The organism is Agrobacterium sp. CFBP2214 (genome assembly GCF_030209895.1).
Lineage (GTDB): Bacteria > Pseudomonadota > Alphaproteobacteria > Rhizobiales > Rhizobiaceae > Agrobacterium > Agrobacterium radiobacter.
The window spans coordinates 463,830-481,646 of sequence record NZ_JARVRC010000001.1; the positions used below are offsets into that span (position 1 = coordinate 463,830).

The 17,817-nt window shown below is 58.6% G+C and carries 19 protein-coding genes; 18 read left to right on the forward strand and 1 reads right to left on the reverse strand.

From position 1 onward, the window contains the following. The first annotated feature begins 2 nt into the window (after nt 1–2). The 17 genes from QRN60_RS02280 (at nt 3) to QRN60_RS02360 (ending at nt 15,055) form a co-directional block, all read left to right on the forward strand. Nucleotides 3–674, forward strand: coding sequence for a response regulator transcription factor (locus QRN60_RS02280; protein ID WP_003503381.1), 672 nt, complete (start codon nt 3–5; stop codon nt 672–674). Nucleotides 675–779: 105 nt separating this feature from the next. Next, a complete protein-coding gene (locus tag QRN60_RS02285; protein ID WP_003503378.1) occupies nt 780–2,060 on the forward strand; it encodes a flagellar hook protein FlgE in 1,281 nt (426 codons plus the stop codon). A 22-nt stretch (nt 2,061–2,082) separates the two neighbouring features. Continuing rightward, nucleotides 2,083–3,561: a flagellar hook-associated protein FlgK gene (flgK, locus tag QRN60_RS02290; protein ID WP_003503368.1), complete on the forward strand. Its 1,479-nt coding sequence runs from the start codon at nt 2,083–2,085 to the stop codon at nt 3,559–3,561. 3 nt (nt 3,562–3,564) lie between these two features. After that, nucleotides 3,565–4,668, forward strand: coding sequence for a flagellar hook-associated family protein (locus tag QRN60_RS02295; RefSeq protein ID WP_020010439.1), 1,104 nt, complete (start codon nt 3,565–3,567; stop codon nt 4,666–4,668). A gap of 34 nt (nt 4,669–4,702) precedes the next feature. Next, entirely contained in the window at nt 4,703–5,047 is a 345-nt protein-coding gene (flaF, locus tag QRN60_RS02300; protein WP_003503365.1) for a flagellar biosynthesis regulator FlaF, read from the forward strand. Then, nucleotides 5,044–5,493: a flagellar biosynthesis repressor FlbT gene (gene flbT, locus QRN60_RS02305; RefSeq protein ID WP_003503362.1), complete on the forward strand. Its 450-nt coding sequence runs from the start codon at nt 5,044–5,046 to the stop codon at nt 5,491–5,493. The genes flaF and flbT overlap by 4 nt, the downstream gene beginning before the upstream one ends. After that, on the forward strand, nt 5,484–5,954 hold the full coding sequence (flgD, locus tag QRN60_RS02310; RefSeq protein ID WP_003503359.1) for a flagellar hook assembly protein FlgD: 471 nt from the start codon (nt 5,484–5,486) through the stop codon (nt 5,952–5,954). Before flbT ends, flgD begins: the two co-directional genes overlap by 10 nt. 48 nt (nt 5,955–6,002) lie before the next feature. Further along, nucleotides 6,003–6,269 carry a flagellar biosynthesis protein FliQ gene (gene fliQ, locus QRN60_RS02315; protein WP_003503352.1) on the forward strand — a complete coding sequence of 89 codons (267 nt, stop codon included), beginning with the start codon at nt 6,003–6,005 and terminating at the stop codon, nt 6,267–6,269. Between the two features lie 157 nt (nt 6,270–6,426). Next, nucleotides 6,427–8,514 carry a flagellar biosynthesis protein FlhA gene (flhA, locus tag QRN60_RS02320; protein ID WP_003503351.1) on the forward strand — a complete coding sequence of 696 codons (2,088 nt, stop codon included), beginning with the start codon at nt 6,427–6,429 and terminating at the stop codon, nt 8,512–8,514. Beyond that, nucleotides 8,511–9,266, forward strand: coding sequence for a flagellar biosynthetic protein FliR (fliR, locus tag QRN60_RS02325; RefSeq protein ID WP_003503350.1), 756 nt, complete (start codon nt 8,511–8,513; stop codon nt 9,264–9,266). Before flhA ends, fliR begins: the two co-directional genes overlap by 4 nt. Before the next feature lie 15 nt (nt 9,267–9,281). Further along, nucleotides 9,282–9,701, forward strand: coding sequence for a hypothetical protein (locus QRN60_RS02330; protein ID WP_003503349.1), 420 nt, complete (start codon nt 9,282–9,284; stop codon nt 9,699–9,701). 115 nt (nt 9,702–9,816) lie between these two features. Then, a complete protein-coding gene (locus QRN60_RS02335) occupies nt 9,817–10,374 on the forward strand; it encodes a rod-binding protein (protein WP_003503348.1) in 558 nt (185 codons plus the stop codon). Nucleotides 10,375–10,403: 29 nt separating this feature from the next. Continuing rightward, nucleotides 10,404–10,772, forward strand: coding sequence for a hypothetical protein (locus QRN60_RS02340; protein ID WP_003503347.1), 369 nt, complete (start codon nt 10,404–10,406; stop codon nt 10,770–10,772). Next, entirely contained in the window at nt 10,772–11,311 is a 540-nt protein-coding gene (locus QRN60_RS02345) for a flagellar basal body-associated FliL family protein (protein ID WP_003503346.1), read from the forward strand. Before QRN60_RS02340 ends, QRN60_RS02345 begins: the two co-directional genes overlap by 1 nt. A gap of 202 nt (nt 11,312–11,513) precedes the next feature. After that, nucleotides 11,514–12,188, forward strand: a complete 675-nt coding sequence (locus QRN60_RS02350; RefSeq protein WP_129564610.1) for a WecB/TagA/CpsF family glycosyltransferase — start codon at nt 11,514–11,516, stop codon at nt 12,186–12,188. A 114-nt stretch (nt 12,189–12,302) separates the two neighbouring features. Continuing rightward, nucleotides 12,303–14,078: a GumC domain-containing protein gene (locus QRN60_RS02355; RefSeq protein ID WP_129564609.1), complete on the forward strand. Its 1,776-nt coding sequence runs from the start codon at nt 12,303–12,305 to the stop codon at nt 14,076–14,078. Nucleotides 14,079–14,155: 77 nt separating this feature from the next. Further along, nucleotides 14,156–15,055: a bifunctional methylenetetrahydrofolate dehydrogenase/methenyltetrahydrofolate cyclohydrolase gene (locus QRN60_RS02360; protein WP_111791858.1), complete on the forward strand. Its 900-nt coding sequence runs from the start codon at nt 14,156–14,158 to the stop codon at nt 15,053–15,055. A gap of 18 nt (nt 15,056–15,073) precedes the next feature. Here QRN60_RS02360 and QRN60_RS02365 read toward each other — a convergent pair whose 3' ends face one another. Next, the gene (locus QRN60_RS02365; RefSeq protein ID WP_003503341.1) at nt 15,074–16,099 is read right to left on the reverse strand and encodes a LacI family DNA-binding transcriptional regulator; all 1,026 of its coding nucleotides are present in this window, start codon (nt 16,097–16,099) and stop codon (nt 15,074–15,076) included. A gap of 273 nt (nt 16,100–16,372) precedes the next feature. On the opposite strand from QRN60_RS02365, the gene QRN60_RS02370 reads away from it, so the two are divergent. Beyond that, nucleotides 16,373–17,734, forward strand: coding sequence for an ABC transporter substrate-binding protein (locus QRN60_RS02370; RefSeq protein WP_099085654.1), 1,362 nt, complete (start codon nt 16,373–16,375; stop codon nt 17,732–17,734). Nucleotides 17,735–17,817 lie beyond the last annotated feature (83 nt).

Below are 17,817 nucleotides of genomic sequence, written 5' to 3' on the forward strand. Positions count from 1 at the left end.
GAATGATCGTAGTGGTTGATGAGCGCGAGCTCGTTAAAGACGGCTATACATCTCTATTTGGGCGTGAGGGCATTCCCTCGACCGGGTTCGATCCGGTCGAATTCGGGGAATGGGTCTCGACGGCGGCGGAAAGCGATCTGGCGGCTGTGGAAGCCTTCCTGATTGGCCAGGGCGACCGGAGCTTTGCTTTGCCGAAGGCGATCAGGGATCGCACGACGGCGCCTGTCATCGCGGTCAGCGACCAGCCCTCGCTGGAATCGACGCTGGCGCTGTTCGACAGCGGCGTCGACGACGTCGTGCGCAAGCCGGTTCATCCCCGTGAAATCCTTGCACGTGCGGCGGCTATCCGCCGCCGGCTGCAGGTCATCTCGAACTTCACAGATGCGGGGCCGATTCGGGTTTTCTCCGACGGCCGCGACCCCGAAGTGGGTGGCGAGGTATTTCCCTTGCCGCGCCGCGAGCGTCGTATCCTCGAATATTTGATCGCCAATCGTGGACGCCGCGTTTCCAAGGCGCAGATTTTCAATGCCATCTACGGCATCTTTGATGATGACGTCGAAGAAAACGTTGTCGAAAGCCACATCAGCAAGCTGCGCAAGAAGCTGCGCAAGAAGCTTGGCTACGATCCGGTCGATTCCAAGCGGTTCCTCGGCTACAGCATTGATTGGCAATGATTTTCATTGACCCGCGTGGTCTTTTTCAAACGCGGTATTTCCGACAGCTTCACGCAAGCCAAACGCTTTACCTTCTCCCTGAAAGATGACCACGAGGGTTTTTGAATGAGTATTTTCGGCACTATGCGAACCGGTGTGTCCGGCATGAATGCGCAGGCGAACAAGCTGGGGACCGTGGGCGACAACATCGCCAACGCAAGCACCACCGGTTACAAGCGTGCATCCACGTCGTTCTCCTCGCTCGTTCTGCCCTCCTCATCGGGCAGCTACGCCTCGGGCGGCGTACAGTCCAATGTTCGCTACAGCATTTCGGAGCAGGGAAACCTCTCCTACACCACCTCGAGCACCGACCTTGCCATTCAGGGCAACGGCTTCTTCGTGGTTCAGGATGGATCGGGCACGCCTTACCTGACGCGCGCCGGTTCGTTCCAGAAGAATTCGGAAGGGTACCTGGAAAACGCGGCCGGCTTCCAACTGATGGGTTACCCCTATGGTTCCAACCCGCCGGCGGCCGTCGTCAATGGCTTCACGGGTCTTGAAGCCATCAATGTCAATAATTTCGGCCTGACGGCATCGCCCTCCACGCAGGGCAGCTTCCCGGCCAATCTTAACCGTGGCGATACGGCTGTGGCCGCGGCATCGCTTCCGGGCACCAACTCCGCAACTGCGACGTTCGGCAACAAGACCTCGTTGACGGCATTCGATAGCGGCGGTGCGAAGGTACTTTACGATTTCTACTACACCAAGACTGACGACAATACGTGGGAAGTGGCGGTTTACCGCCAGGACCAGTCGACGAATGGCGGATTCCCCTACACGGCAACGCCAATAACTGACCTTGTTCAGGAGAAAGTCGAGCTGACATTCGATCCTGCTACCAACAAGCTCACCCCCACCTCGGATAAATCGATTACGATCAATGACCAGGTCAGCGGCGTGGCGCAGGCGATCAACATCGACCTGTCTGAAATGACGCAGTTCTCGACCAAGTTTACGCCCGGTACTGCAGTTCTCGATGGCAACGGTCCGAGCCAGATCAAGGACGTCGAAATTGGCAAGGACGGCCTGGTAACGGCGGTCTATCAGGATGGCGGTCGCCGCAATATCTACCAGCTGGCATTGGCCACGGTGCCGAGCGTCGACAACCTCAGCCCGCAGAACGGTAACGTCTATCTGCCGAGCAACGAGTCGGGTGTTGTCACCATCGGCTTCGCGCAGACGGGTAGCTTCGGTTACATCCAGAAGGGTGCGCTGGAAGGGTCGAACGTCGATATCGCCAGCGAACTCACCGACATGATTGAATCCCAGCGTATCTATACAGCGAATTCGAAAGTCTTCCAGACTGGATCGGATTTGATGGACGTCCTGATCAATCTGAAGAGATAATACTTCTCACGAGGACAGATGAATGTCGCTCACGTCAGCAATGAATACTGCGCAGTCGATTTTCAATAATACAGGTAAGCAGACGGACGTTACCTCGAAAAACATTGCCAATGTCGGCAATGCGAACTACGTCAAGCGAACCGCCATTCTCGGCACGACCATGGCTGGAGCGAGTATCGTCTCCAACGGTCGTGCCCAGAATGAAAGTCTTCTCAGGCAGACAATCTCCAGCTCTTCTCTTGCTTCCGGCCAGAGCACCGTGCTCAATGGCCTTCAGGAAATGAAGAGCGTTTTCGGCGGCAACGATTACGAGAGTTCGCCGGCCACCTATATGAAGGAACTGCTGAAAAGCCTGGACGCTTACGCGGCCAAGCCGAGCGATGCCGCTCTGGCGGCGACGGCCGTCACCTCGGCCACGGATGTCGCCAGTTCCCTGAACAAGGCTTCGAGCGAATTGCAGGCGATGCGTCTGCGCGCCGACAAGGAAATCTCCCTCCAGGTCGACAAGCTGAACGGGCTGCTCGCGAAGTTCGAGGAAGCCAATAACGAGGTCAAGGCGCAGACGGCGATCGGCGGCGATCCGAGCGACGCTCTCGATCAGCGCGAAGCGCTTCTGAAGGACATTTCCTCCATCATCGGCATCAATGTCGTCAATCGCCCCAACAACGATGTGGCGCTTTATACGACTGACGGTGCGACGCTGTTCGAGATCGTGCCGCGCAGCGTGACCTTCAAGACGCAGCCGGGCTACGATGCGACGACCACGGGCAACGCCATTTATGTCGATGGCGTAGCGCTGAAGGCGGGCAGCGGCAGCAACACAACGGCGGAAGGATCGCTTCAGGGCCTGATGCAGGTTCGTGATGATCTGGCGCCGACGATGCAGAGCCAGCTCGACGAAATCGCGCGCGGCCTCATCACCATGTTTGCGGAAAAGCCCGCGGACCCGACCAGCGGTCTGCCAGACATGCCTGGCCTCTTCACCTATGGTTCGCCGTTGGCGACGACAATTCCGCCGGACGGAACTGTCTCTCCGGGGCTCGCGGCCAGCATTACCGTCAACCCGGCGTTAATTATTTCCAAAGGTGGCAATCCGGAATTGTTGCGTGACGGCGGTATCAACGGTACCGATTACGTGATCAATACCGCAACATCGGGTGGAACCGGTTTCTCCGCCCTGATCCGCAGCTATGTCACTGCTTTTGACGCGCCCATGAATTTTGCCGCGTCGACACGTATCGATACGAATACCAGCATCCTGAAATACGGCACCAACTCGATGGGGTGGCTCGAACAGGAACGTTCCGGCGCGACTTCGGCAAACGAAGCGAAAAGCGCGCTTTATGAGCGCTCCGCCACTTCCTATTCGAACAGCACGGCGGTCAGCCTGGACGAGGAACTGTCACTGCTCATGGATATCGAGCAATCTTACAAGGCCGCGACCAAACTGGTGACGACCGTTGATGAAATGCTCAAGTCCTTGATGGACATGGTGAGGTAAACGATGAAAACGTCATTCATTTCATCGCTGGCGATGCAGAACAGCATGCGCAGCACCATCCTCAAGGCTCAGCTTGAGATGACCAATCTCAATACCGAGCTGACGACGGGCAAGCATGCCGATCTCGGCGTGACGCTGGGCGCCAATACCGCCCGCAGCCTCGATCTCAATCGCGATATCGACCGCATTACCTCGCTGGTCAGCGTCAATTCGATTGCAACGCAACGCCTCAAATCCTCGCAGACGGCGCTGGACGGCATGGCGAAGGCCGCGCAGGAGATTCAGAAGGTTCTGGTCCCCAATACCAGCAGTGAAGCACCGACGCTGTCGACGGTCGCCCAGACCATCTCGAATGCGTTCAACAACTTCACGAGCTTCGCCAATACAGCGGTCAATGGCGAGTATCTGTTCTCCGGCATCAATACGGATGTGAAGCCTGTCGATGACTATTTCGCGGATGGATCTCCGCTGAAGGAAGCCTATGAGACGGAGCTGAACGCATTCATGGCGGCGCAGACGCCGCCGGTGGGTGATTTCGCCAGCCTGTCGAAACCGCAGGTCGAAGCGTTCATGACCCATATCGAAGGCGTGTTCAACGGCACGACCACGGTCACGAACCCGCCGCATAGCAGCCTGACGGCCGGCCAGAACTATGATTTCTGGACGACCTTCGGTTCGAAGGCGAGCGACACCAACATGACGAGCCGCATCAGCCAGAACGAGGTTGTCGAAACGTCGAGCAACAGCAATTCGCAGGGCATGCGTTATTTCGCATTGACCGCGATGACGTCCATGACCTTCCTCGACGCGAAGGTGGACAGCGGCATCCGCGAAATGGTGGCGATGAAGTCGGTGACCAATATCGGCACCGCCATCAACGGTCTGAACCAGCAGCAAAGCCAGCTCGGTCTTTCCGAAAGCCGTGTCTCGAAAGCCAATGATTCGCTGGAGGCCCAGAAGAAGATCATCGAAACGCATCTGCTGGATATTGAGGGGATCGATACCTACGAGGCGAAGACCCGTCTCGATCTGCTGCAGCAGCAGATTGAAATCGCATACAGCCTCACGTCGCGTCTGCAAAAAATGAGTCTGGTAAACTACCTCTGATGAACAGAGGTGGCGGCAGATAAAGGATACATGAATGTACCAGTTTTCCTACGCCGAAATCATGGAGGATGGTGTCGCCAACGCGAAAGATCGCGAGCGGCAGGCGTTGACCAAATCGATCGACCTTCTGGTGGAGGCAAGGGACTCCTCCTCGCAGCGGCCCACGATCGAAGCACTTTTTTACACTCGACGGGTCTGGATCCGCTTCATTGAGGATCTCAAGCAACCCGACAACCAGCTGGCCATGGAACTCAGAGCCAATCTGATCTCCATCGCGATCTGGATTTTGAAAGAGTGCGAACTGATCCGGAAACGTCAGTCGACGAATTTCCAGGGCATAATTGACGTGACAACCATCATCAGGGATGGACTGAAATGAAAAGTACACTTCGAATTTCGCTGAAATCGGGCGAAAAGATTTTCATCAACGGCGCGGTTCTGCGTGTGGATCGCAAGGTGGCGCTTGAATTCCTGAACGATGTCACGTTCCTGCTTGAAAACCACGTTCTGCAGCCCGACCAGGCGACGACGCCGCTCAGACAGCTTTATTTCATCGCGCAGATGATCCTCATCAACCCGGAAGGGCGCGATCAGTCGACCAACATGTTCCGCAAGTCGGTCAGCATGCTGCTGAATTGCTTCCAGCATGACGAGGTTCTGGCGGAACTCAAGCGGATCGACGGGCTGGTTGCGTCAGGCAAGGCTTTCGAAGCGCTCAAGGCTATTCGCGGTCTTTATCCGATCGAGGAAAAAATCCTCAACAATCAGGAAATGACCCCGGCAACGATCGAACAGATTCGCAAGGAGATCGCACCATGGCGGTAGATGCAGTCAATGCGGCAGCGGCAAACCCCTGGGCGAATGCCGGGGCGAGCAGCAGTGACAAGAACGCGGCCTCGCTGAACTATGACAGCTTCCTGAAACTCCTCATCGCCCAGATGAAGAACCAGGATCCGACCAGCCCGATGGATGCGGGTCAGCAGATGTCGCAGCTGGCAAGCTTCTCGCAGGTCGAGCAGACCATCAAGACCAACACCCACCTGAAGAGCATGCTGCAGGCGGAAGCCCTGACGCGCGCGTCCGATCTCGTCGGCAAGACCGTCATGAGCTCCGACGACAAGGTCACCGGCGTGGTCAAGGAAGTGCAGGTCTATTCGGACGGCGTTGTCGCCATCACCGAAGCTGGTGACAAGGTACTGCTGCAGGCCGGCGTGACCTTCTCGAATGGTCCAATCAAGAGTACAGCTGATGGTGGGACCGATTCGAATAAGCCGGCTGGTTCCTGATATTGAAGAGGCGGCATGACGCCGCCTTTCCGGAATAAGGATGCGACGATGAACGAGGCCGATGCGCTTGATATCATGCAGGCGGCAGTCTGGACGGTTCTCGTCGCGGCCGGTCCGGCGGTTCTCGCCGCCATGATCGTCGGTGTCGTCATTGCCTTCATTCAGGCCCTGACCCAGGTTCAGGAAATGACGCTGACCTTCGTTCCCAAGATCGTCACGATCATGCTTGTCCTCGGTGTCGCCGCCCCCTTCGTGGGCGCGCAGATATCGCTCTTTTCCAATCTCGTCTTTTCCCGCATTCAATCTGGCTTCTGACGCCCGTCCGCTATGGATGCCACCTTCGCGCAAGCTTCGGCGGCTAGGGATAGGTTGAAGCATCGGGCCGAATTGCGTTCGCTTTTCGAAAACCGGTGCCGCGGAACCGTGCGGCGGCTTTTCCGTCGCCCTTCTCATGAAGAGACAGGACGATTTTATGGCGCAACCACCAGTCATCTCCTTGCCCAAGGTAAGTCCGAGCATGCGAGACATCGGTTTCGCATTGGGCATTGTGGCGATCCTCTGCGTTCTCTTCCTGCCCATTCCGGTCATTCTGGTGGATATTGGCCTGGCGTTTTCGATTGCGCTTTCGGTGCTCATCCTCATGGTGGCGCTCTGGATTCAGCGGCCGCTGGATTTCTCGTCTTTCCCGACCGTGCTGCTGATCGCGACCATGATCCGCCTGTCGCTGAACATTGCGACGACGCGTGTCATCCTGTCCCACGGCAATGAGGGGCCGACGGCGGCCGGCGGCGTGATTGCGGGCTTCTCCAGCCTCGTCATGTCCGGCGACTTCGTCATCGGTCTCATCGTCTTTCTGATCCTGATCACCGTCAACTTCATCGTCATCACCAAGGGCGCAACGCGTATCGCCGAAGTCGGCGCCCGCTTCACGCTGGACGCCATCCCCGGCAAGCAGATGTCGATCGATGCGGATCTGTCCGCCGGCATCATCGACGAAAAGGAAGCGCAGCGCCGCCGCCGCGAACTGGAGGAGGAAAGCTCCTTCTTCGGTTCGATGGACGGTGCCTCGAAATTCGTGCGCGGCGACGCGATCGCCGGTCTCATCATCACCGCGATCAATATTTTCGGCGGCATCATCATCGGTTATTTCCGCCACGGCATGCCGATCGGCGAAGCGGCCGACGTCTTCGTCAAGCTTTCGGTCGGTGATGGTATCGTCTCGCAGATCCCTGCCCTGATCGTATCGCTCGCCGCCGGCCTTCTGGTATCACGCGGCGGCACCGCCGGCTCGACGGATCAGGCGGTCGTCAATCAGCTGAGCGGTTATCCGCGCGCGCTGATGGTCTCGGCCATGTTGATGGGACTGCTCGCCGTCATTCCGGGCCTTCCCTTCCTGCCCTTCATCTTCCTCGGCGGCATCATGGCCTTCGGCAGCTGGTATATTCCACGCCAGGCGGAAGCCGAAAGCGCGCTGCGGCGTCAGGAAGAGGAGAACAAGGTTCTCCAGACCACCGAGGCGGAAAAGGATTCAGTCAAGCAGGTGCTGAAGACGGCCGAGATCGAATTGGCGCTCGGCAAGCAGGTTTCCACCCGTCTTCTCGGCGCGCATCAGGAGCTGGCTTTCCGCGTCGGCAAGATGCGCAAGAAATTCGCGAGCCAATACGGTTTCGTGGTGCCCGAGATCAAGGTCGCCGACGACATCATGATCCCGGAAAAGGCCTATCAGATCCGCGTCCACGGCACGACCATCGCCTCCAGCAGCCTGCGCGTCGGCGATGTTCTTGTCGTGACGGGTGCAGGGCGCAAGCCGAGCATTCCGGGCGACGAAATCCGCGAACCCGCTTTCGGCATGCCCGCCGTCTCCATCCTCGAAACCTTCACCGAGGATCTGAAGCGCGAAGGTTTCCACCCGATCGACAACGTCTCGGTGGTGCTGACGCATCTGAGCGAAGTCATCCGCAACAACCTGCCGCAGCTCCTGTCCTATAAGGACGTCAAAATCCTCATCGACAGGCTTGATCCCGAATACAAGAAGCTGGCCGACGAGATTTGCTCGTCGCATATGTCCTATTCCGGCCTGCAGGCGGTGCTAAAGCTGCTGCTCGCCGAGCGCGTGTCGATCCGCAACCTGCATCTCATTCTCGAAGCCGTCGCCGAACTCGCGCCGCATGTGCGCAAGACCGAGCAGATCGTCGAACATGTGCGGGTGCGCATGTCGCAGCAGCTCTGCGGCGATCTTGCCGACAATGGCGTGTTGCGTGTCCTGCGTCTCGGCAACAAGTGGGACATGGTTTTCCATCAGGCGCTCAAGCGTGACCAGAAGGGCGAAATCGTCGAATTCGACATCGATCCCCGCCATCTCGAGGAGTTTTCGGAGCAGGCCTCGAAAGTTATCCGTGAATTCATGGATCGCGGCCTGCCCTTTGTCCTTGTAACCTCACCGGAAACGCGGTCCTATGTGCGCATGATTATCGAGCGACTCTTTGCGACCCTGCCGGTTCTCTCGCACGTGGAACTTGCCAAGGGTCTCGAGATCAAGATTCTGGGCGCCATTTCATGATAACCGACCCGCAAGGGACAATTATCGCATTGTTCCTTGCTATTTGCCGTATCGGCGCCTGTTTCATGACCATGCCGGGCTTTTCCAGTTCGCGCATCTCGCCGCAGATTCGCATGCTTCTGTGCGTCGCGGTATCCATGGCGCTTCTGCCGGTGCTATGGGACACGATCTATCCGAAAGTCTCCGGCGCAAGCCAGGGTACGGTCGTCGGCCTCATCTTCACCGAGGTCGTCATCGGTTCGATGTATGGCCTGATCGCGCGGTTCTACACGCTGGGTTTTCAGTTTACCGGCGCGCTCATCGGCGCTTCCATTGGCCTCAGTGCGCCTGGCGGTGCCGATGTCATCGAAGACGTGCAGGAAAACCAGATATCCAACTTCATCACTTTGGGCGGCCTGCTGGTGCTGTTCATATTCGATTTCCATCACATCGTTCTCAAGGCGCTGGTGGATTCCTACACCGCCACACCGGTCGGCGCGCTCATCAGCGGCCAGAAGATGCTGATTACGCTGACCGATACGCTGAGAGCCTCCTTCTCGATCATGCTGCGGCTCGCCAGCCCCTTCGTGATTTACGGCCTGATGTTCAACGTCGCGGTTGGCCTCATCAACAAGCTTGCGCCGCAGATCCCGGTCTTCTTCATATCGACGCCCTTCATTCTCGCGGGCGGCATTTTCATGCTTTATCTGTCGGTCGCGGCCCTCATCCGGCAATTCGTGGATGGTTTCGGCCCGGTCTTCATCGGCTTTTGATCGGGAGAAAACGCCATGGCTTCGGACAAGCGCTCGGCCAAACTCAAACGTCTGGTAACGGTACAGCGGCACATGGAGAAAATGGCCGAGGTGGAGCTGGCCGACACCACCCGCACCCGCACCGAAGTGGCGCAATCCATGGAGAACGTGCTGGAGGCGATGAGTTCCATGGAGCCGGTGCATCAGACATTCTCCAAGCATTATTCGGACCGCTACGGCCGTCTCGTTGTCCAGGACCGCCAGCTTGAAGGCGTCCAGCAATTTCAGGAAAACAAGGTCCTGAAGGAAAAGACCAAGGCCGACAGGCTCGAGGACAGGATGCATATTGCCCGCGATCTAGAAGATCGCGAGGCCGATGATAATGCAATCTATGATTTGTTAGAAATTACGAATGTTTCCCACACACCAGCCTCCAGCAAGGTTGGCGATCCATAATCTGTCCCATTGTTGCATCGCGGGCGTTTTTGAGGATGCCTCCGGCGATGTTTCTTGATTGAGCGGATGTGCCGGCTTTCTGTGCCGCCCATTCGTCAGCTCGGGAGATCTGGACGTGGCGATATCGGTGATAAGTGATCTGGTGATGGATGTGGTTCGCGCTGCGGATCCCCAGGAAGTTCAGGTTGCCCAGGAGAAACTCAAGGCGAACAAGGCGGCTTTTGCCGCGACCAGCCTTGCCGATGCCGGCAAGGGTTTTGGCGCCGCGGTCGACATGCTGGATGGCGCTTCCTCGAAGGCTGGCCTCGGCGACACCAATATCCGCGCGGCCCGCACCGAAATCCCGGAAACCTATCGCAAATATGAAGCCTCGGTACTCCAGACCTTCGTGGCCAACATGCTGCCGAAAGACAGCGAGGAAGTTTACGGCAAGGGTAATGCCGGCGAGATCTGGAAAAGCATGATGGCCGAACAGTTTGCCGACACGATCTCCAGAAATGGCGGCGTCGGCATTGCGGAACAAGCTTACAAGGATGCGCTGCGGAAGGCCGAAAGCAAAGGTATTACCGACGTATCGATGAATGAAAAAGACCATAATGCTGCAATTCGGATGGTGGCGGAGTTCGAGCGGCAGGTCCTCGGTGTTTCCAATGAGAAAACAGACGAGGCTTGAGAATGAAAAACCTTAACGAGGAGACAAGCATGGACCTTATGTCGAACGACCACCGTATCCAATCCGTTCTCGGCCGCCTTGAGATGATCATCGACAATGAGAACGACAATATCGGTAAGGACCCACAGTTCGACTTCAAGGTCTCCAATGCCCACAAGAGCCGTTGCCTTTATGAGCTGACGATGCTGTTCCGCGATACGCCGCGCGAGGAAATCGCCGCTGGCTATATGGAACAGGTCAAGGGCATCAAGTCCAAGCTTGCGACCAATGCCAGCCGCGTCGAGGCGCATCTGAACGCGGTTCGCGCCGTTGCGGACCTCTTGAAGAGCGCGATCCAGGAGGCCGATACGGACGGCACCTATTCGCAGGAACAGTTCATGTACGGCGCTGCCTCCTGATGTTGAAGCTTCTTCTCACCGGCGTCTGGGTTTGCGCCGTCACGCTCGGCGCGGTGTATTTCTCCGTCCAGTTGGCGACGGCGCCCGCGCCGGATGAGGCGGGGGCGAAAAAAGCCAGTCTGCAACTGGTCAAGGGCGAAAGCATCACGATCCCCGTCATCAATGACGGCGGGGTGAACGGCTATTTCCTTAGCCGTATTTCCTTGCGCGTCGACAAGACCAAGATGGCGAAGATCGAGCTGCCGGCAACGCAGCTGATGACCGATGAATTGTTCACGCTGCTCGCGGGTTCTTCCATGGTCAACATTGCCAACATCTCCACCTTCGATCCCGAAGCCTTCAAGCAGCGCATCCGCGAGGGGCTGAACAAGAGGCTCGATGACGAGGTGGTCGAGGATGTGCTGATCGAACAGCTCGATTATCTGTCGAAGGCCGATATTCGCGAGCAGAACGGTAACGGTACGCCCCGCTCGGTCAAGCTCGTCGAGGGCGAGAAGGCCGAAGTCGGAAAAGAAGCGGCTGCGGCGCCAAGTCATTGATGGCCAAGGGGCGAGGGGCTTCGGCCTGCTGCAGGATGCGGAGCATCTTTCTGGTTAATTGTCTCTTGCCGTATCCCCAAGCATTCGAGAGATTGCTTTCAAGCTAAATTCAACCTGCACCTGTATAAACAGACCCATGAACCACCATCCCGCAGGCCATGCTTCGGATCGGTGGCGATGGGTTTGGTATTGGGGGTTGGCAATGAATTTCGCGTCAGGTTTCGCGCGGCCGGGATCGCAACGGAATATCCACGGACTGCGCGTCTGTGATCTCGATTGGAATGGGGCGCTGGAATTGGTCAGCGGCAGGGCTTCAGCCTGTGAAGGGCACACGATGCTGTCCTTTCTTACTCTCGAAAAAGCCAAGCTTTCGCTCAAGGACAATGCCTACCGACAGATTCTGGAAAGCTGCCTGCTTCTGCCGCAGGGCAAGGCAATGAGGGCCGCCGCGCGCAACGAGAATGGCGAGCCTCTGCCTGCCGCCATCGACGGCGTCGCCTTCACCATGGCGCTTCTGACCTATATGGCGGTGCCGAAGCGGATCGGTGTGGCGGGAGATGATGCGGCGCAGATCGGCGAGGTTCTCGCCAAGTTGCGGGCGCACGCGCCCTGGCACGATTTCGTCATGCTGAACCGCGATGCATCGGGCGTTAAGGTGGATGTTCTGCTGGCGGGAATGTTGAAGGAAAACCAGGAGACATGGCTGCACCGCACCGTCAGTCGCGAGAATGCGCGGGTCACCATCGCGGTTGGGCCCCTGTTCAAGGTCCTGTCATCGGAAGTGGCCGGCATGCCGGAAATTTTCCGCAAGCTTCACATGAGCTGGCTCTACAGCCTCTGCGCCGAACCCTGGCACATCGCGCTCGGCAAGAGCTGAGACAACGTCCGCAAGCGCCGCGTTAACCATTTGTTTGCCACGATCCTTTAACCTCTCGTAAGGTTTTGACAGTCGCCCGTGGCGGGCGGCACCGAGGGCGGCAGACGGCTTCAGATGGTTGATGACAATCCGGACATGATGGCGATCCGCCCTGACGAGGATGATGTCGCCGCGCCCGTATCGCAATGGCGCAGACATTGGCTGCGGCTCCTGACGTCTGGGTGCATCGCCGCCGCCACCGTTGCCGGGGCGGCCCTTCCGCTTCTGCTCATCGATTCCGGCTTTCGCGGTTATGTTTCGCAGGCCCGGATCGAGGTCTCCCAGACCGCTTACGATGCCCCCGACGCGGCCCGTTTTCTGGCGATGGCACGCCGCACCCTGCTTTCACCCTCCGGGCTCGACCGTATAACCGCCGATCTCAAGCTGAAGTCCGCCGATATGGTCGGCGTTCGCAATCAGGGTGAGCTTGGCCTGCTTTTCGATCTTCTGACCGGCGCGGATGCGCGTCCGCTGTCCGCGCGTGAGGCGTTGAACGGTGCGGTGGGCCAGGCGATCCGGCTGGAACTGACACCGGATGAAAATACGCTGATCGTGACCGGCAGGGCCGCGACGCCGGAAACCGCCATGCGGCTGACCGACTATCTTTCGATGCGCGTGATCGCGGATGGCAAGGCCGGCACGATGACACCAGCCATGCGCGAGACGGAGAGGGCGCGGACAAGGCTCGATGAGGCGGAAGCCGCACTGAACGGTTTCCAGATGCGTCACGGTGATGCCGTGATGTCCGAGGTGCAGCAACTTGAGCAGCAGCTGCGCGATGTAAACGACAGGCTTGCCGGAATTACCCCGCAGCAACAGTCCATCCAGGCTGATTTGACGGCGGCTTCGGGCCTGAAACCGAATGATGTCTTTGTGAAGCCTCTGCCGGCCGGCGTGGCTTTTTCGGCGCTTGAGGATGTCAGGCAGAAGCATGCGAGCGCCAGCATGGCGCTTGCTGCCGTTTCGGTCGATTATGGCCCGAAACATCCCCGCAGCATCGCCGCCCAGAATGCCGTGGACGCGGCACAGGCACTTGCCGCCCCAGCATTGCGACAGTTGCTCGAAGGCCTGCGGGCGGATGAAAAGCGCATCGTTCAGGAGGTCGCGACCGCCAATGGCGAGCAAAGGAAATACCTAGACCGCCTGAGCGAGCTCGGTGTCGCCTCCGGCGAATTCTCGAGATTACAGGGTGAAGTGGAAACAGCGCGAAATGCCTATCTGGAGGCAAGCGAACGCCGTGACCTGTCCGCATCCGCCACGCCTGCGGTCGAAACACGTTTGACCAAGAAGGCAACACCGGGAGAATTGACCCGCGACCTGACTCAGGCCGCCATGCTGACGGGCGGCGGCGCATTAATTGGCCTGTTGGGCAGTCTCTATCTCCTGAGCTACCGTCGCCATGACGAAGAAGAAGAGGGCGCATTGATCGTCGAAGACGGCGCGCAACTTCCATCCTCCGTCGAGCCGCCGGTCCAGTCTCTGCAGGTTTCGGAATTCGAACCGATCGAGCCGGCTGTGTTTGAAGATCTGCCGGATCTTGCCGCAGAGGGTAACATCGAGCCGGAGGAAGACAGCTTTGCCGATTATTATGGCGAGGCCTTCAATGACGACGACGATATGCCGCTGGACGAGCGTGTGCGGCAGGTCCTGATGGGCAGCCGCACGGTCAGGGCTGCTGATCCGGTATCCTCCGGGCTTCCTCCGCTCCTGGCGGAAGCCCTTGCCGGGCGCTTCGATCATGCTCAGGCCGAAGCCGAGGAACTGATGGAATTGCGACGTCAATTGGCGTTCCTGAGAGAGCGTCTTACCGATTACGCCGATCACCGCGAAGACTACCGCAAAACAGCCTGAAAACGCCGCATTTTAGCTTGCATTCCTGCGAAGGGGGCACCATACGGAGCCTACGTAACCCAGCAGGAGCAGGACGCATGGCAGTTGTGATTGACGGGAAGGCGAAGGCGGCTTCGGTAACGGAGGCGGTCCGCAAATCGGCAGAAGCGCTTGAGGCGGAAAAGGGCGTAAAGCCCGGTCTCGCGGTTGTCATCGTCGGAAATGATCCGGCCAGCCATGCTTACGTGAACTCCAAAAGCAAGATGGCCAAGCAATGCGGTTTCAACTCCATCCAGCACACGCTGCCTGAAGAAACCACGCAGGGTGACCTCCTGAAGCTGGTCGGAGAACTGAACGCCGATGCCTCCATTCACGGCATTCTGGTGCAGCTGCCGCTGCCGAAACACTTTAATTCCGATGAGATCATCCAGTCGATCCTGCCCGAAAAGGATGTCGATGGCCTGAGCGTGTTGAACGCTGGCAAGCTGGCGACGGGCGATCTCGCCACCGGCCTCATCTCCTGCACGCCCGCCGGCGCCATGCTTCTGGTGCGCGGCATTCACGGTGATGATCTCTCCGGCCTCAACGCCGTGGTCATCGGCCGCTCCAACCTGTTCGGCAAGCCCATGGGCCAGCTGCTGCTGAATGCCAACGCTACGGTGACGATGGCGCATTCGCGCACCAAGGATCTCGCCACCGTCTGCAAGACGGCCGATATTCTCGTCGCGGCGGTCGGCCGGGCGGCGATGGTGAAGGGCGACTGGGTGAAATCAGGCGCGACCGTCATCGATGTCGGCATCAACCGCATCCCCGCACCGGAAAAAGGTGAAGGCAAGTCGAAGCTGGTGGGCGATGTCGCCTATGATGAAGCAAGCGCCGTTGCCGCGGCCATCACGCCCGTTCCCGGCGGTGTCGGCCCGATGACAATCGCCATGCTGATGGCCAACACCGTCATCGCCGCCCATCGCGCAGAGGGTTTGACCGCACCGAAGTTCTAAGCGGTTTAAAATGGCCAGCTACGCTTTCGGAGCCGGCCCCGTCGACGCGCGGACCACCAGTTCCGCCTTCCAGAGTTCCTGATGAGGTTCCGTCTGGTTGAGCTTGATCCGGTTGATCAGGCGCTGGCCCACACGCACCCCCGCAGCCCTCAGCGACGAGCGGGTGGTGGTGAGCGGCACAGAAAAATTATCGGGTTTCAGCAGCGGCAGCACGTCGTCATGGGCGATCAGCGAAATATCCTTGCCGGGTTTTAAGCCCCGCTGATTGAGCGAGCGGATCGCGCCGAGCGCGAGCGCGGTACTGGCGCAGAGGATGGCGGTCGGTTTTTCCGGGCGTGACAGCAGCGCCTCCATGCCGAGATAACCTTCCTCGTCGGTCATGCTGCCGTGCCTTACATTTTCCGCATGCAATGCCAGACCATTTGCCGCCATCGCCTTTTCCACCCCGAGACAGCGGCGGAAGGTGAAATCATAACCCGCCGGGCCGTTCAGCAGCCCGATGCGCGTATGGCCGAGTTGGAGGAGAAGCTGGGTCGCATCGCGGAAGGCGCCCTCATTGTCCACGTCGAGATAGGGATAGTCCTCCTCCACGCCGATGGAGCGGCCATGCACGAGGAAGGGCAGGGAGAGCGACTGCATCATGGCGATGCGTGGATCATTGTTCTTCATATAGGCGAGATAGATGCCGTCGACGCTGCCGCTGGCCGCCAGACCCCGCAGCGCTTCGCGCTCCTTTTCCGGCTCCGTCGGCATGATGACGAGATGAAAGCCGCTGCGCGACGCTTCCTCACCGAGGCCGCTCAGGAATTCGCCGAAATGCACATCCGAACGATGATGCTCGCCAATCGGCATCACAAGTCCGATGGAGCCAACCTTGCCTGTCGCCAGCCGTTGCGCCGCTGCATTCGGGCGATATCCCGTCTTTTCGGCAGCCTCCATCACGCGGCGGCGCGTTTCGGCGCTGACTTCCGGATAGCCGTTGAGCGCCCTGCTGATGGTCGTCTGCGAAATGCCCAGCAGTTGCGACAACTGTTTCAGGTTCATGTCTGTCATTCCTCCATGCGCGCGCCCGAGAATACGGCAAAGCCGCTCCTCAATTCCCAAAGCGCTTTAGATTTTTACCAGCCTCCACCGCATTTCTCAATCGAAAAGGATAGCCGCCTTCCTAATTAAATATGACTATTCATAAGGTGCTGCAACGTTTCCGAATAAAGAGCCTCTTGACTCTGTCTTAATGACAATGAGATGAATAGGCAGCCAAAGCGCTTTGATTAGAGAGGACGCTTTGAGCCTTTTATGTGATGGGAGGTAAATCACATGCGGAAGACTCTTTTGGCGACGGCTGCTGTCATGGCATTGCTGTCCGGTGCGGCCTTTGCCGCCGACCTGAAATTTGCACCCGGCGGGGACGCCAAGTTCAACTGGAAAAGCTACGAAGACTTCAAGGCGGCCCATGCCGACCTGAAGGGCCAGACGCTGACGATTTTCGGCCCGTGGCGTGGTGAGGACGAGGCCCTGTTCCAGTCGGTGCTCGCCTATTTCGCTGACGCGACCGGCGTGAATGTCCGTTATTCCTCGTCGGAAAACTACGAGCAGCAGATCGTCATCGATACGCAGGCAGGTTCGCCGCCCAATATCGCCATTTTGCCGCAGCCCGGCCTTCTGGCCGATCTCGCCGCCAAGGGCTTCCTCGTGCCGCTCGGCGATGTGACCGCCAGCTGGGTCAAGGAAAATTACGGTGCGGGCCAGTCCTGGGTCGACCTCGGCAGCTACAAGGGCAAGGACGGCAACAAGGCCTATTTCGCTTTCCCCTTCAAGGCGGATGTTAAGTCGCTCGTCTGGTATGTGCCTGAGAACTTCGAGGAAGCGGGCTATAAGGTGCCCGAGAGCATGGAAGACCTGCTCAAGCTCACGGACCAGATCGTTGCCGATGGCGGCACGCCCTGGTGTATCGGTCTCGGTTCTGGCGGCGCGACCGGCTGGCCGGCAACCGACTGGGTGGAAGACCTGATGCTGCGCACGCAGCCGCTCGATGTCTACCAGAAATGGACGACGAACGAGGTCAAATTCACCGATCCGGCCGTGGTCGAGGCGATCAACGAGTTCGGCAAATTCGCCAAGAACGAAAAATATGTGAGCGGCGGTGTTGCGGCCGTGGCCTCCACCGACTTCCGCGACAGCCCGAAGGGCCTCTTCGACATTCCGCCGAAGTGCTACCTGCACCATCAGGCGTCGTTCATTCCGTCCTTCTTCCCTGAGGGCACCAAGGTGGGGACGGATGCGGATTTCTTCTACATGCCGACCTACGCGTCCAAGCCTGAACTCGGCAAGCCGGTTCTCGGCGCCGGCACGCTCGTCACCATCACCAAGGAAGCACCGGCCGCCAAGGCGTTCGTCGAATTCCTGCAGACCCCGATCGCGCACGAAGTGTGGATGGCGCAGTCCAGCTTCCTGACGCCGTATAAGGGCGTGAATGTCGAGACTTATGCCAACGAGCAGATGAAGCGCCAGGGCGAAATCCTGACGACCGCGACAAGCTTCGGTTTCGACGGTTCCGACCTGATGCCCGGCAAGATCGGCGCCGGCGCATTCTGGACCGGCATGATCGATTTCGTCGGCGGCAAGTCCGCCGATCAGGTCGCTTCCGATATCCAGAAGGCCTGGGACGGCCTGAAGTAACAATCGGCCGAACAGATTCCGGAAAAGTGTTCTGCGGTTTTCCGATCAGGATCTGCGGTAAAAAGGCCCGGCGGCTCGCTGCC

Coding starts and splice junctions, on each gene's coding strand:
- QRN60_RS02280 (WP_003503381.1), top strand. CDS start 3: ATGATCGTAGTGGTTGATGAGCGCGAGCTCGTTAAAGACGGCTATACA.
- QRN60_RS02285 (WP_003503378.1), top strand. CDS start 780: ATGAGTATTTTCGGCACTATGCGAACCGGTGTGTCCGGCATGAATGCG.
- flgK (WP_003503368.1), top strand. CDS start 2,083: ATGTCGCTCACGTCAGCAATGAATACTGCGCAGTCGATTTTCAATAAT.
- QRN60_RS02295 (WP_020010439.1), top strand. CDS start 3,565: ATGAAAACGTCATTCATTTCATCGCTGGCGATGCAGAACAGCATGCGC.
- flaF (WP_003503365.1), top strand. CDS start 4,703: ATGTACCAGTTTTCCTACGCCGAAATCATGGAGGATGGTGTCGCCAAC.
- flbT (WP_003503362.1), top strand. CDS start 5,044: ATGAAAAGTACACTTCGAATTTCGCTGAAATCGGGCGAAAAGATTTTC.
- flgD (WP_003503359.1), top strand. CDS start 5,484: ATGGCGGTAGATGCAGTCAATGCGGCAGCGGCAAACCCCTGGGCGAAT.
- fliQ (WP_003503352.1), top strand. CDS start 6,003: ATGAACGAGGCCGATGCGCTTGATATCATGCAGGCGGCAGTCTGGACG.
- flhA (WP_003503351.1), top strand. CDS start 6,427: ATGGCGCAACCACCAGTCATCTCCTTGCCCAAGGTAAGTCCGAGCATG.
- fliR (WP_003503350.1), top strand. CDS start 8,511: ATGATAACCGACCCGCAAGGGACAATTATCGCATTGTTCCTTGCTATT.
- QRN60_RS02330 (WP_003503349.1), top strand. CDS start 9,282: ATGGCTTCGGACAAGCGCTCGGCCAAACTCAAACGTCTGGTAACGGTA.
- QRN60_RS02340 (WP_003503347.1), top strand. CDS start 10,404: ATGGACCTTATGTCGAACGACCACCGTATCCAATCCGTTCTCGGCCGC.
- QRN60_RS02345 (WP_003503346.1), top strand. CDS start 10,772: ATGTTGAAGCTTCTTCTCACCGGCGTCTGGGTTTGCGCCGTCACGCTC.
- QRN60_RS02350 (WP_129564610.1), top strand. CDS start 11,514: ATGAATTTCGCGTCAGGTTTCGCGCGGCCGGGATCGCAACGGAATATC.
- QRN60_RS02355 (WP_129564609.1), top strand. CDS start 12,303: ATGGTTGATGACAATCCGGACATGATGGCGATCCGCCCTGACGAGGAT.
- QRN60_RS02360 (WP_111791858.1), top strand. CDS start 14,156: ATGGCAGTTGTGATTGACGGGAAGGCGAAGGCGGCTTCGGTAACGGAG.
- QRN60_RS02365 (WP_003503341.1), bottom strand. CDS start 16,099: ATGAACCTGAAACAGTTGTCGCAACTGCTGGGCATTTCGCAGACGACC.
- QRN60_RS02370 (WP_099085654.1), top strand. CDS start 16,373: ATGCGGAAGACTCTTTTGGCGACGGCTGCTGTCATGGCATTGCTGTCC.